The organism is Segatella copri, assembly GCF_009495355.1.
Classification (GTDB): Bacteria; Bacteroidota; Bacteroidia; order Bacteroidales; family Bacteroidaceae; genus Prevotella.
On the sequence record NZ_VZAD01000004.1, the window covers coordinates 1 to 13579 of the forward strand.

General features: G+C 46.7%; 8 protein-coding genes. 4 read left to right on the top strand and 4 right to left on the bottom strand.

What is annotated here, in order from left to right; genetic code table 11:
* Window positions 1–271: 271 nt before the first annotated feature.
* From F7D20_RS00235 to pnp, 4 genes are all read right to left on the bottom strand, one after another.
* A complete protein-coding gene (locus F7D20_RS00235) occupies window positions 272–1402 on the bottom strand; it encodes a metallophosphoesterase (protein ID WP_158462283.1) in 1131 nt (376 codons plus the stop codon).
* 30 nt (window positions 1403–1432) lie between these two features.
* Complete coding sequence (locus F7D20_RS00240; protein WP_158462284.1) at window positions 1433–2941, bottom strand: RagB/SusD family nutrient uptake outer membrane protein; 1509 nt, start codon at window positions 2939–2941, stop codon at window positions 1433–1435.
* Between the two features lie 12 nt (window positions 2942–2953).
* Entirely contained in the window at window positions 2954–5980 is a 3027-nt protein-coding gene (locus F7D20_RS00245; protein ID WP_228114051.1) for a SusC/RagA family TonB-linked outer membrane protein, read from the bottom strand.
* A 359-nt stretch (window positions 5981–6339) separates the two neighbouring features.
* A complete protein-coding gene (gene pnp / locus F7D20_RS00250) occupies window positions 6340–8658 on the bottom strand; it encodes a polyribonucleotide nucleotidyltransferase (protein ID WP_158462286.1) in 2319 nt (772 codons plus the stop codon).
* Between the two features lie 194 nt (window positions 8659–8852).
* Here pnp and F7D20_RS00255 point away from each other — a divergent pair, with 194 nt between their 5' ends.
* The 4 genes from F7D20_RS00255 to topA all read left to right on the top strand — a co-directional run bounded on the left by F7D20_RS00255 (window position 8853) and on the right by topA (window position 13577).
* Window positions 8853–10031, top strand: a complete 1179-nt coding sequence (locus F7D20_RS00255; RefSeq protein WP_158462287.1) for a thioredoxin-like domain-containing protein — start codon at window positions 8853–8855, stop codon at window positions 10029–10031.
* A 217-nt stretch (window positions 10032–10248) separates the two neighbouring features.
* Window positions 10249–10440 (top strand): hypothetical protein, encoded by a 192-nt coding sequence (locus F7D20_RS00260; RefSeq protein WP_194253458.1) that lies wholly within the window; start codon window positions 10249–10251, stop codon window positions 10438–10440.
* A gap of 31 nt (window positions 10441–10471) precedes the next feature.
* Entirely contained in the window at window positions 10472–10993 is a 522-nt protein-coding gene (locus F7D20_RS00265; protein ID WP_158462288.1) for an NUDIX domain-containing protein, read from the top strand.
* A gap of 259 nt (window positions 10994–11252) precedes the next feature.
* Window positions 11253–13577 carry a type I DNA topoisomerase gene (gene topA / locus F7D20_RS00270; RefSeq protein ID WP_158462289.1) on the top strand — a complete coding sequence of 775 codons (2325 nt, stop codon included), beginning with the start codon at window positions 11253–11255 and terminating at the stop codon, window positions 13575–13577.
* The last annotated feature ends 2 nt before the right edge of the window (window positions 13578–13579 follow it).

The following is a 13579-nucleotide window of genomic DNA, read 5'->3' on the forward strand; positions in this document are numbered from 1 at the left end:
TTGAAAGTATCTCTGATGGCAGTATCAACTGTGCCAATGATAATAGTCCTTGATTGTTCATGGTGCAAAGGTATAAATTTTTCTGTAGAATCAAAAAAATTTCCCCTAGATATATCGGGTGAGCCCTACTTTGACTTGAAGCCTTATCAAATAAGAATCGATTCCCCCTAAAAAGAAAAAACTTTCGTTTGTGGAAACAGGAGTTTACATCCCAATCTCTCACAAACGAAAGTATGCTAAAACAATAACGATAGTCTATACTAAACACTATCTACAGCTTGCGCTTAATTCCCTTGTCACCGACAACATATACCTTATCCTCATCAATCAGGACAGCTCTGCCACGCTGATGGTTGTAGTTATCCAGATTGTCGACATTCACGGCGATGACCTTTCCCTTATAGAAACGCTTGATGTCCTTGAATATCGTATGACCGACATAGATTCTATCCACATCGTAACGCTGAAGCACCATATCGAGAGAATCGCTTGACAAAGGCGACCATTTCTTGGTCTTCAGCACCAAGCCACGATACCAAATGGGACCACGGTTGCCATAAAGGAACTTACAGAACTCAGAATGAGCCTTGCGCTGCTTGCTCTTCATAAAAAGCACACTGCTGATAGTGTCGTTGACCACGGGGATACTCAAGTTACGATCATAGAACTCTTTACTGATTCCTGCATGCACAAAAAGATTGCGGCCAATGACCTGCATCGCATTACGTGTGGCAAGCCATCGGCCCAGCTCAGTATTCGAACCGAAGAGATGGCGATAAGAAATTCCCAGGGTGTCGGCAAGCATCTTATATTTAGGCTTGGCGTAACGCATATCGCCAGCCAACTCCATAGGCTCGTGATTGCCCAACAACACAGAAACACGACCGCCATACTCGGCAGCCTCGGCCTCAAGTTTGTAGAAGAGCCAGAAAATCTGAGGCACATCATAACCTCGGTCGAAGATGTCGCCAATAACCACCAGCTGATTGTCGCCATAAGCCCAGCGTAACTGGCTGTCAATAATACCATTGGCCTTCAGCAAGCTGACAACCAAGTTGAGTCTGCCATGAGGATCGGACATCACAAAGGTTTTCCTTGCCTGACTCTGCTTCCATGGCTGACGAGCTATAGGATGCAGACGTACAGAGAAAGGGTATTTCCCCTCATGGTCAGCCACATGCAGAGTAAAATCCTTTGGCAAGACTGCATAGACAGTATCTTTCACCTCGCCATTCTCAGTTACCGAGATAACTCTTACACTACCGTCAGTCTGATAGACCACATAGGGACCATCGCACGACAATTTCTTGTCGTCGGCATGTTCCTTAGCCGAAATGGTGATGCTGAACATCGTCAGCATCACCATCATCATTACCAATAAAAACTTATTGCTTTTGTTCATTTCCTTTATTTACTTTTACCTGTTCAAGGATTATTCTCCGTAACCAGGATTATTCTGCAAGTGACTAACATTGCGTTCTGCCAATGGCAGAGGAAGTACTATCTTGTAGAAATTGTCTTCTCCCTCGCCTATGGTCATAAAATCCTTGCCACAAGTATGCTTGGTCTTGCTCAAAGTGCTGTTGCTCTCTTCCACACGCACCACCTTCTTGCCATTTCTCAGCAGGTCGAACATACGATGTCCTTCACCCACCAACTCCTTGCGACGCTCATCAAGCACCTGGTCGACAGTAACCGTAGAAGATGCATCGACCGATTTGGCCGGATTGGCTCTGCTGACGATAGCACCAAGATAGTGTACAGCCTCAGCATTATGGTCGCTGCCTGCTGCTGTCAACTTGGCTGCAGCCTCAGCTGCATTGAGATAGGCTTCAGAGAGACGAATCAAAGGAATGTTGGCATCTTCAACGCCCTCACCTTGCTGTGGCTGATACTTGTTGACATATCCACGTCCATAAACAGATGAAGAATAACCTTGAGCCTTGGTAGCCACATTGATAATCTTCAGACGAACATCATCGTTGTCTTTCTTGAGGAAATTGTAGAACGATTTTGTGACACAACCGTCATAATATCCATTGGGAGAATAGAGATAACCTAAACTTTCCTTTCCTGGAGAATCGGTAGTAAGGTTGATGATCTCGAAGAGCACCTCGCCCTTATTGGTAGAAGCTTCACTCACATCGTTCGACCATGCTGTGGGATACTCTGCGTTGGTCCAAAGCTGATATTGATGACTTTCAGCGCCCTCTATGGCTGCTTTGGCTGCATTGAGCGCTTTCTCGTTGTCACCATGATAGAGGTATACACGGCTCAGGAGTGTCAGGGCTGCCCACTTGTTGATCTTACCCTTATTAAAATCCTCGCCCAGCAAGCTGACGCTTGCCTCCAAATCATTAATGATCTGGTCGTAGCATTGAGCCACCGTACTGCGCTGAGGCATATAGTCCTTATCCACCACATCTGTTACGATGCTGGCACCCAGAGAGGCACCATTGTCATAGGTATAGGGATAACCATAGAGCTTGGTCAAATCGAAAAGCGACATACCACGAAGGGCAAGAGCCTGACCCTTATAGTCGTTCATGGCCTGCTTGTCGGCATCAGAAACCACTATATTGTCGATATTGGTCAATATCACATTACAGTTCTGAATAATACTGTATGGATAAGCCCAATAAGAAGAAGGCACATTGCTCTTGGTAAAGCCATAAAGATAAGCCGATGCAGTACGCTTGGTAGAGCTGACTGCCTGCATGTCGTCGCCAGTCATATCGCCATAATACACCAATCGACCAGAATAGGCGTAAGGAGACTGCATTGTGCTATATATACCGTTCAGAGTGGCGTCAACCTCAGACTTTGAGGTAACCTTGGTAGGCACAGATGTTGATGGATCAAGATCGAGCCAGTCATTGCCACACGAAGACATGCTTATAGCAACGATTCCCATCATTACATATTTATATATCTTGTTCATAATCATTCATTTTTAGAAATTAACATTCAAACCGAAAGTAACTGTCTTGAGTGGTGGGGTGGCCTGTGTGGCACTGCCGTTAACCACAGACTCCGGATCATAATAATCCCAGGCTGCCCATGTCCACAGGTTATTGGCAGACATATAGATACGGGCATTGCTCAAGCCTACAGAAGAGAGCCACTGCTTTGGTAAGGTGAAGCCAAGGGTAAAGGCCTTCAGACGCAGAAAATCAGTGCTGTGCAGACGACGGCTGTTGGTGATCTTGTGCATTGCCACACTGGAACTCTTCTCATAGAACTGCTCGTACTTGGTGACATCGCCAGGCTTCTTCCAACTGTCAGCATAATATGTTGGGATGTTGGCCTCCATATCATAGCCACCATGCTCGGTCTTCTGCGCCCAGGTGTCGTACGACCAACCACCAAACTGATAGTTGAAGAGGAAGCTCAAGTCGAACCACTTGTAGCGGAAGCTGTTATAGAGTCCGCCTGTGATGTTGGGCTCTGCATGTTTGTCGAGCATAATCGACTTTGCCTCGCTTGCCTTCTCGGTGATTTCCTTGCTATAAGAGCCATCCTCCAGCAGGTCGTTCTTATAGAACTGTGGATTACCATTCTCGGGGTTGATGCCGGCAAATTCTATCATATAGAAGGTACGATAAGAATGACCTATCTTGTGAATCTGAGTACCGCTTACTATCTCTGTCTGATCGCCATCGAGGTTGACTACCTTATTGGTGTTGTGCGAAAGATTGAATGTGGTCTTCCACTCAAAGTCCTTGGTCTTGAAATTGGTAGAGTTGATTTCCAATTCCACACCCTGATTTCTCAACTGTCCTACGTTCATGAGGTAAGAGCTGAAACCTGTGGTCATAGACACCGGACTGTCCATGAGAAGGTTCTTGGTGTTGCGCAGATAATACTCCAAGGTAACGTTCACACGATTGAAGAGTGAGAAGTCGAGACCTAAATTCAGGTTATAGTTGGTTTCCCACTTCAGGTTGTCATTGGCAAGCTGCGAGATGATGATGGCAGGCTGCTCATTGTAGCCGTTGCTCAAGCTGCTCAATGCCATATAACCATAATAGTCGGAAGGCAAAGTACCATTCACACCATAAGATGCACGAAGCTTCAAATCGGTAAGCCAGTCTGACATTGGTTTCATGAAGTCCTCGTCGATGATACGCCATGCACCCGATACCGACCAGAAGTTACCCCAACGATGAGAACGTTGCAGACGAGAGCTGCCGTCTACACGATAGCTGAGTCCGAGGAAGTACTTGTTGTCGTAATCATAGTTCACACGTCCAATATAAGAAACCATACGTGTGCGACTATCAGAACCGCCTACCGACTCCGTCTTCTTACCATTAGAGATGTCGTTCTTATCTGGAGTGGCGAAGTTGGTAGCATACCCAGACAAATAGTCGCGATACTGATCGTCAATCTCATAACCTAAAAGCTCATCGAGATGATGTACGTTTGCAAAAGTCTGCTTATAGGTAAGCTGGTTGCCCCACATCATTTTGCGACGCTCATAGAACTTCTTTGACATACCACCGTTGATATCATCACCATTTGAGGTACGTGGGTCAGCCCAATCTTTTCCCTTTGTCGTGATATAGTCATAACTGAAGGTGGTCTTGAACTTCAAGTCCTTGATAAACTCATACTGACCATAAATGGTATTGAAAGTACGGGTGACATACTCACGCTGGGAATCATATTCATTGGCAAGTGCCGGGTTGCGGTCGCCGATACGAATCAGTGCACGGTTCCATGTACCATCCTCGTTATATACAGGATCAGATGGAGTCACTGCACTTCTCGAAGAATAGAAAGGAGAAGTATAGGTGAATCCCTCACTGTAAACATCCTGATTGACACTTGAGAAGAGGATATTGGCACCAAGAGTCAACTTGTTGGTGGCCTTGTAGTCCACATTCAGTCTGCCAGAAAGACGCTCCAGACCAGAACGTTGTGTGATACCCTCCTGCTTGAGATAACTCAAAGAAGAATAATATTTGAACTTGTCTGTTCCGCCCGACAGCGATGCCTCATACTGCTGATGGCTTCCTTTCTTGAAAAGCACATCGTCCCAATCTACAAATCCACACCATGGCACGGGTGCATAAGTATCGATGTTCTCGTCGGCATAGGCCTTGGCATCCTCTTCACTCTCACCGTCACGGAGTGCACCCGCATAGAGACCATTATAGATATAGTCGCGTCGCTGCTGGCCACTCATTACCGGGCGATACTCCATGGCGAAGTCAGAGAATCCCCAGTCTGCCTGCAGAGAAACCTTAGGCTTGCCCTGCTGTCCCTGCTTGGTAGTAATAATGATGACACCATTGGCTGCACGCGAACCATAAAGTGATGCTGCGGCAGCATCTTTGATGACGGTAATACTCTGGATATCATTGGTATTGATGGTCGACATAATGTCGAGACCAGAATCAGAATCTAGCGAACTGATATTGCCACTAATCATAGGCACACCATCAATTACATAAAGCGGTGTGTTGGCGGCATTGATAGAGCCCATACCTCGGATATTGATACTTGAAGAGGCACCTGGCTGACCAGAGGCTGATGTAAACTGCACACCAGTGGCATTACCCTGGAGCATATCCTGGAAAGATACCGAAGGAACATCGGCTATCTTGTCGGCCTTCACATTTGCCGCAGAACCGGCATAAGCTGATTTCTTAAAAGTACCATAACCTGTGACAATCACTTCGTCCATCATCTGAGTGTCTTCAGTAAGACTGATGGTAAGGGCACCATCCAGAGAGGAAACCTTTACTTCCTTCTTCTGATAACCCACGTATGAAACCACCAATGTTACAGGAAGTTTGCTTACCGACAGCGAGAACTTACCGTCAATGTCTGTTACTGTACCTTGAGAACTACCTTTTAACATAATGCTTGCACCAACAATCGTTTCCTGTGTGTTTGCATCGATAATTACTCCACTAACTGTCTCTCTCTGTTGAACTGAATAGCTTGTTGCTGAATAAATAGCCTGGGGCATTACAATGCCCAACAAACAAAGCAACAGCATTCTGTTAATGAAGGAAGCACTAAACCTGATGCTTCCAGCAGAATGTAGATACTGCTTCTTCATAAAATACTAATAAAAATTAAACTCTAATACGCTTTATCAAGTACAAAAGTACAAAAAATGTTATAAATATAACAATATTTATTGAACTTTTTTAAAAACAACAGCAAAAACCTTTCATTTTATAAGCAAGAATACCAATAACATGACAAAAAGCCACGCTTGTAATACTATACTATCTTCTATCATAGTGCTGTTTACACAATAGACAGAAAAAGGGCACGCTTCTTTTGGAAACGTGCCCTATATATAATAATGTATAATACGGATTATTCTACATCATTGTTGTGGTCGAGAGAATCGTTGAAGTCTCTTGGAGCCTGCTCCTCACCGCGATGCTCATAACGACGAGGCTGACGAGCTGGACGCTCACCACGGCCCTCATGACGGTCGTCGCGACGTGGACGACGCTCACCACGCTCAGGACGTGGACGACGCTCACGCTCTACATAACCCTCTGGCTTCTCCATCAATACACGATGAGAGAGCTTGTACTTACCAGTCTTAGGATCAATCTCCATCAACTTCACCTTGATCTTGTCGCCTTCCTTGATACCAGCCTCTTCAACTGTCTCAAGACGCTTCCAGTCGATCTCAGAGATATGGAGCAAACCATCCTTACCTGGCAGAATCTCTACAAAGCAACCGTAAGGCATGATTGAACGAACTGTACCCTCGTACACCTCACCAACCTCAGGAACAGCCACGATAGCCTTGATCTTAGCCAAAGCTGCATCAATAGAATCCTTGTTAGGAGCAGATACCTGTACGTGACCCTTACCTTCAGTCTCCTCGATAGTGATAGTAGCACCAGTATCCTCCTGCATCTGCTGGATGATCTTACCACCAGGACCGATGACAGCACCGATGAACTCCTTAGGAATATCGAGAGCTACAATACGTGGAACCTGTGGCTTCATCTCAGCACGTGGCTCAGAGATAGTCTCCATCATGCAGTTGAGGATGTGCTCACGACCAGCCTTAGCCTGCATCAAAGCCTCCTCGAGGATTTCAAAGCTCAAGCCATCGCACTTGATATCCATCTGTGTAGCGGTCAAACCATCACGGGTACCTGTGGTCTTAAAGTCCATATCACCCAAGTGGTCCTCATCACCGAGGATATCGCTGAGGATAGCATACTTGTCCTCACCTGGGTTCTTGATAAGACCCATGGCAATACCAGAAACTGGCTTCTTCATAGGAACACCAGCATCCATCAGGGCGAGTGTACCTGCACACACTGTAGCCATAGAAGAAGAACCATTAGACTCCAAAATCTGGCTTACCAAACGTACTGTGTAAGGGAAGTCGGCAGGAATCTGACCCTTCAAACCACGCCATGCCAAATGACCATGACCAATCTCACGACGACCTACGCCACGCTGAGCCTTAGCCTCGCCTGTTGAGAATGGAGGGAAGTTATAGTGGAGGAGGAAGCGCTGGTAGCTCTTCTCGAGCACACCGTCGATAAGCTTCTCATCCATCTTGGTACCGAGAGTACATGTAGAAAGAGACATTGTCTCACCACGCTGGAAGATAGCGCTTCCGTGAGGCATTGGCAGAGGAGATACCTCGCACCAGATAGGACGGATTTCTGTAGTAGCACGACCATCAAGACGCAAGCCCTCATCGAGGATGCAACGACGCATAGCATCGCGCAAAACGTCATCATAGTAGCGAGTAGCCTCAGCATGCTTCTCTTCGAGTTCATCCTCAGAAAGATCGGCATGTGCTGCGTCATACTTCTCGAGGAAGTCAGCCAAAATCTTGTCGAAAGCATCCTGACGTGCATGCTTCTCCAAAGCCTGATGATTGATATCATAAGCTGGCTTGTAAAGTTCAGACTTGATCTGCTCACGGAGTTCCTCGTCGTTAACCTCGTGGTCATACTCACGCTTCACGTCAGTACCCTTCTCCTTAGCCAACTCATACTGAAGCTCGCACATAGGCTTAATAGCCTCGGCAGCCACCTTGAGGGCACCGATAAGATCCTGCTCTGAAACTTCCTTCATCTCGCCTTCCACCATCATGATGTTGTCCTTAGTGGCACCAACCATGATATCCATGTCGGCCTCTTCCATCTGCTGGAAGGTAGGGTTAACAACATACTCGCCATTGATACGAGCCACGCGAACCTCTGAGATATAGTACTCGAAAGGAATATCTGAACAAGCCATGGCAGCTGAAGCAGCAAAACCAGCAAGAGCATCTGGCTGGTCAACACCATCGGCTGAAAGCAACATTACCTGTACATAGACTTCTGCATGGTAGTTAGAAGGGAAAAGTGGACGCAAGGCGCGGTCCACAAGGCGAGAGGTAAGGATTTCCTCATCGCTGGCTTTGCCTTCGCGCTTGGTGAAACCACCAGGGAAACGACCTGCAGCACTGTACTGCTCACGATAATCTACTTGCAAAGGCATAAAATCTGTACCCGGAACTGCATCCTTTGCTGCACAAACAGTTGCGAGAAGCACTGTGTTACCCATGCGGAGAACCGCAGCACCATCAGCCTGTTTTGCAACTTTTCCGGTCTCAATTGTGATGGTTCTTCCATCAGGCAACTGAACACTTTTTGTAATTACGTTCATCTAAAAAATTAAAAACTTATTGTTTTGTCTAACATCTAATATATAAAACGGCGCAAAGATACCTCTTTTATTATTAATAAGCAAAGAAAACCGCATTTATTTTCAAGTTTTTGAATATTTTATTCTTTGCTGATGGTTTATTCCGATTTTATTGCTACCTTTGCAACCGATAATTTTGCAAAATAACAAGACACATGAAGATAACCAAACTCTATTCAGCTGCGGTCGTAGTAATGGCTGCACTGACTTTTGCTTCTTGCAACAACAAGAAGTTCCACATCAACGGAAACATTACCGAGGCGAAAGACTCCATGCTCTATCTGGAGAACATCAGCCTCGACGGACCTGTAGCTATCGACTCTGTAAAGCTCGGTGAAGACGGTTCTTTTGCCTTCGAGGAAACAGCCAAAGACTCAGTATGTCCTGACTTCTATCGCCTGCGCATTGCCGGACAGACCATCAACCTCTCCATTGACTCCACAGAAACCATCAGCGTGAAGGCTGCGTACCCAAGCATGAGCTACCAGTATACAGTGGAAGGTTCTGAAAACTGCAGCACCATCAAGGAGCTGTCACTCAAGCAGATGAAACTGCAGGCTCTCGTCAACGAGATAGCCCAAAATCCTAATGTAGGTGTCGACTCTGCCGATGTCATCATCGACCGTGCCATCAATGCCTACAAGCAGGATATCAAGACCAACTATATCTTCAAGGCTCCTATGATGGCATCATCTTACTATGCTCTGTTCCAGACTCTGCAGGTAGGACGTGTGAACACTCTTATCTTCAACCCACGCAACAACAAGGACGACGTCAAGGTATTCGCGGCAGTAGCTACAAGCTGGGACACTTACTATCCCAATGCCGAACGCGGAAAGAACCTGCACAACATTGCCATACAGGGCATGAAAGACATACGCATCATTGAGAACCAGATGGCAGCACAGCAACTCGATGCCAGCAAGGTACAGGTGAACGGAGTCATCGAACTCGCCCTACAAGACAACAAGGGTGTGACACGCAAACTCACCGACCTGAAAGGTAAGGTGGTTCTGCTCGACTTCCATCTTTTTGCCGGCGAACAGAGCACCAAGCGAATCATGATGCTCCGCGAGCTATACAACAAGTACCATGCTGCAGGATTTGAGATCTATCAGGTATCAGTCGATCCCGACGAGCATTTCTGGAAGACATCCACAGCCGCCCTGCCATGGATAAGCGTACGCGATGAAGACGGCATTCAGGGAGCAAGTGTGGCTAAGTACAACGTACAGAGCATCCCTACTTTCTTCCTTATCGACAGAAGTAACACATTGCGCTCTCGCGATGTACAGATCAAAGACCTCGATGCAGCAATCAAAGCATTGCTGTAAGGGGTCTCCCCCATTCTTTCACAACACCCCTTCGCCACACACCCCTTTTTATTCTCCTATAAGACAGATGTTTATATCCATATAGAGGAAAACACTGAGCCTAAAATAAACATAAACCTAAAAAGTCAAAAGATGAGACTTTTCATGACACAACACTTTTGGTGCCTACAACCGCTTCGACAACATCGAGGGATTCGAGATTGCAGGCGAGGACAAAGTGTTCCATCCTGCTACAGCCCGCCATTTCTGGCAACCAGGCAACGACACGTGGAATGAATGTACCACCGTGGTAAGCCCTGAGGTAAAGAAACCTGTTGCCCTGCGCTATTGTTTCAAGAACTTCCTGCTCGGCAACATGGCAAATGCAGGTGGACTGCCTCTATTCCCATTCCGCACAGACAACTGGTAAACTATCAAACAAGAATAAAACACAATCCATCATGGAGCATCCTCTAAGCAAATTCAAATTCTGCCCTATCTGCGGTTCAACACACTTCGAAATCAACAACTTCAAAAGCAAGAAGTGCGGAAGTTGCGGATTCACATACTATGCCAATCCAAGCAGCGCCACCGTAGCCTTTATCATGAATGAGAAAGACGAGCTATTGGTGGTAAGGCGCAAGAACGAGCCAGCCAAGGGCAATCTCGACTTACCTGGAGGATTCGTAGACATGGAGGAGACGGGCGAAGAAGGGGTTATGCGCGAAGTAATGGAAGAGACAGGACTGGAGGCTACATCCGTAGCCTACCAGTTCAGTATCCCCAACCTTTATCTCTATTCAGGGCTCACCATCCACACACTCGATATGTTTTATATAGTAGAAGTGAAAGACCTCTCACATGTCGAGGCAAAAGACGACGCTGCAGAATACCTGTGGATTCCTCTGAACGAGATACGGATAGAGGAGTTTGGTCTGCATTCCATCCGTCAGGGGCTCAGCCGGTTTCTAAAAGAGTCCTGAAGAGAAAAAGCTAAAATTGAAAGTACAAACTGCCATTCATGTTTCACCACATGTCTGGCTTTTTTGTTGATGCCTTTATTCCAAAACAAGACTTGACTATTACAACAAGACAAAAAGCAGAAAAACCTGCCTTTTACCCTCATTCGACCGATTTTAGAGCCTAAAACATTAAAAAAGCAAAAAAAATCCCCATATAATAAGGTATAAGCAAAAAGTTTACTTACTTTTGCCAACCGAAAGAAAAATTGTATATAAGCTTATGCAAGAAAATTTAGTTATCGTCGAGAGCCCTGCAAAGGCCAAGAAAATCGAAGAGTACTTAGGAAAAGACTATAAGGTTATGTCCTCTTACGGTCATATACGCGACTTGAAAAAGAGGGAATTGAGTATAAACGAGCAGACCATGGAACCAGATTACGAGATTCCAGAAGAGAAGAAAAAGCTCGTTACCGAATTGAAATCGGCAGCCAAAAAAGCCAAAAAGATTTGGCTGGCTTCCGATGAGGACCGCGAGGGAGAAGCTATCAGCTGGCACCTTTGCGAAGTACTCGGACTGGATGAGGAGAAGACAAACCGTATCGTTTTCCACGAGATTACCAAACCTGCCATACTGGATGCCATAGAGCACCCACGCCATCTGGACATGAACTTAGTCAATGCCCAGCAGGCACGTCGTGTACTCGACCGTATCGTAGGTTTCAAACTCTCACCCGTGCTTTGGCGCAAGGTGAAACCTGCCCTTTCTGCCGGTCGTGTGCAGAGTGTTGCAGTACGCCTCATCGTAGAACGTGAGCGAGAGGTACAGAAATTCAAGAGTGAGCCATACTTCCGCGTGAATGCCATCTTTGCCCTCATCAATGAGAGCGGCAACGCAACCGAAGTAAAGGCTGAGCTCGACAAGCACTTCAAAACCCAAGAAGAAGTTGATGCCTTCCTCGAGAAGTGCATGGACGCACAATTTACCGTCGACGCAGTGAGCAAGAAGCCATTGAAGCGCACTCCTGCGCCTCCTTTCACTACTTCCACACTGCAGCAAGAGGCTGCCCGCAAGCTGGGCTTCACCGTAAGCCAGACCATGATGATAGCACAGCGACTCTACGAAAGCGGACGTATCACATACATGCGTACCGACAGCGTCAACCTGTCTACTTTCTGTAAGGATGCCAGTGCAGCCGAGATCAAGAAGGTATATGGTGACAAATACAGCCAGACCCGCAACTATCACACCAGTTCGAAGGGCGCACAGGAAGCACACGAGGCTATCCGCCCTACAGACATGACCGCACTTACCATAGACGGAACCAATCAGGAGAAGCGACTCTACGAACTTGTATGGAAACGCACCGTCGCCTCACAGATGGCAGACGCACAGATAGAGAAGACAACCATCAATATCGATATAGACAACACTACAGAGAAGTTTGTCGCCAACGGCGAGGTTGTTGTCTTTGATGGTTTCTTGAAAGTTTACCGCGAATCAACCGATGAGGAGGAAAACGGCGAGGAGTCTTCACACATCCTGCCAGCCATGCGTCATGGCGACAAGCTGCAGCGCCGTGAGATAACAGCCACCGAGCGATTCTCTATGGCTCCTGCAAGATATACAGAGGCGAGTCTTGTAAAGAAACTCGAGGATCTCGGCATTGGCCGTCCTTCTACCTATGCACCAACCATCAGCACCATTCAGCAACGTGAGTATGTGCAGAAAGGTGACAAGAGTGGCACAGAGCGTTCATATACAGTCAGCACACTGAAGGGCATCAAGGTGACACAGAAGTTCAAGAAGGAAATGGCCGGCTCAGAGAAAGGCAAACTGCTGCCTACAGATATCGGCATCGTGGTCAACGACTTCCTGATGAAGAACTTCCCCGACATCATGGACTACAACTTTACTGCCAATGTGGAGAAAAAGTTTGATGACATCGCAGAGGGCAATACCGAGTGGAATAAATGGATGAAGAAATTCGACCAAAGCTTTGAACCCGAAGTGGACAAGGTGATAAATGCACGCAGTGAGCATAAAGCCGGCGAGCGTTCACTGGGAGTCGACCCAAAGAGCGGACGCCCTGTATTCGTCAAGATAGGACGTTTCGGACCAGTGGCACAGATTGGATCTGCCGAAGATAAGGAAAAGCCTCTCTTCGCACAGTTGCCTGCCGACAAGAGTATTGAGACCATCACACTCAACGAGGCTATCGAGCTCTTCAAGCTTCCCCGCGAGGTAGGCGAATATGAGGGAACACCTGTTACCATCGGTGCAGGTCGCTTTGGCCCTTACGTTCTCCACAATAAGAAGTATGTTTCCATACCGAAGGACGAAGACCCAATGAACCTTACACTCGAAAGAGCCATTGAGTTGATAAGAGAGAAACGAGAGAGTGAGCAGAAACGCCACATCAAAGTGTTCGATGAAGATACCAAGCTCGAGTTGTTGAACGGCCGCTACGGTCCCTACATTGCCTATGATGGAAAGAACTACCGCATTCCCAAGAACAAGCAGACTCATGTAGAGGAACTCTCATATGAAGAGTGTATGAACATCATCAAAGAGGCTCCAGAGCCTAAAGCAAGCCGTCGTAAGTAAGC

Excerpts from the sequence above, each read along its gene's own strand:
- F7D20_RS00235 (WP_158462283.1), bottom strand. The coding sequence starts at position 1,402 with ATGAACAAAAGCAATAAGTTTTTATTGGTAATGATGATGGTGATGCTG.
- F7D20_RS00240 (WP_158462284.1), bottom strand. The coding sequence starts at position 2,941 with ATGAACAAGATATATAAATATGTAATGATGGGAATCGTTGCTATAAGC.
- F7D20_RS00245 (WP_228114051.1), bottom strand. The coding sequence starts at position 5,980 with ATGCCCCAGGCTATTTATTCAGCAACAAGCTATTCAGTTCAACAGAGA.
- pnp (WP_158462286.1), bottom strand. The coding sequence starts at position 8,658 with ATGAACGTAATTACAAAAAGTGTTCAGTTGCCTGATGGAAGAACCATC.
- F7D20_RS00255 (WP_158462287.1), top strand. The coding sequence starts at position 8,853 with ATGAAGATAACCAAACTCTATTCAGCTGCGGTCGTAGTAATGGCTGCA.
- F7D20_RS00265 (WP_158462288.1), top strand. The coding sequence starts at position 10,472 with ATGGAGCATCCTCTAAGCAAATTCAAATTCTGCCCTATCTGCGGTTCA.
- topA (WP_158462289.1), top strand. The coding sequence starts at position 11,253 with ATGCAAGAAAATTTAGTTATCGTCGAGAGCCCTGCAAAGGCCAAGAAA.